General features: G+C 43.0%; 1 tRNA gene. It reads right to left on the minus strand.

Annotated features, from left to right (window positions below):
* Nucleotides 1-372: 372 nt before the first annotated feature.
* Nucleotides 373-448: transfer RNA gene (locus tag DPF93_RS21150), tRNA-Ala, on the minus strand.
* Nucleotides 449-563: the final 115 nt, after the last annotated feature.

Below are 563 nucleotides of genomic sequence, written 5' to 3' on the forward strand. Positions count from 1 at the left end.
ACCTAAACCTAATCTGGGCTTATCGCAAGTTACTACGTCTTTCATCGCCTCTGACTGCCAAGGCATCCACCGTGTACGCTTAGTCACTTAACCATACAACCCGAAGGAGTTTCGAGTTGATAATCAAATCACCAAAGTTGTCTGCAATTTTTATACATGATGCAGACTCGATTTTGCCGGACTCAAATATGTTTTGCTTTCGCAAAACCCAAGAACACTTGAATGTGTTTTTGTGTATTCAATAAATTGAATACTTTGAGAACTTTACAAACAACAATAAATTGTTGTTTTGTCAGCTTTCCAAATTGTTAAAGAGCTAGATTTTCTGATGAAAACCATTTTTAAGAACACTTAAGCAAATGTGCTTAAAGATGGTGGAGCTAAGCAGGATCGAACTGCTGACCTCCTGCGTGCAAGGCAGGCGCTCTCCCAGCTGAGCTATAGCCCCATCAGGTGTTGATACTGTGTGCCACATTCCTTGGGATGGGAATTGGTGGGTCTGAGTGGACTCGAACCACCGACCTCTCGCTTATCAGGCGAACGCTCTAACCACCTGAGCTACA

The organism is Vibrio rhodolitus, from assembly GCF_003350325.1.
GTDB lineage: Bacteria > Pseudomonadota > Gammaproteobacteria > Enterobacterales > Vibrionaceae > Vibrio > Vibrio rhodolitus.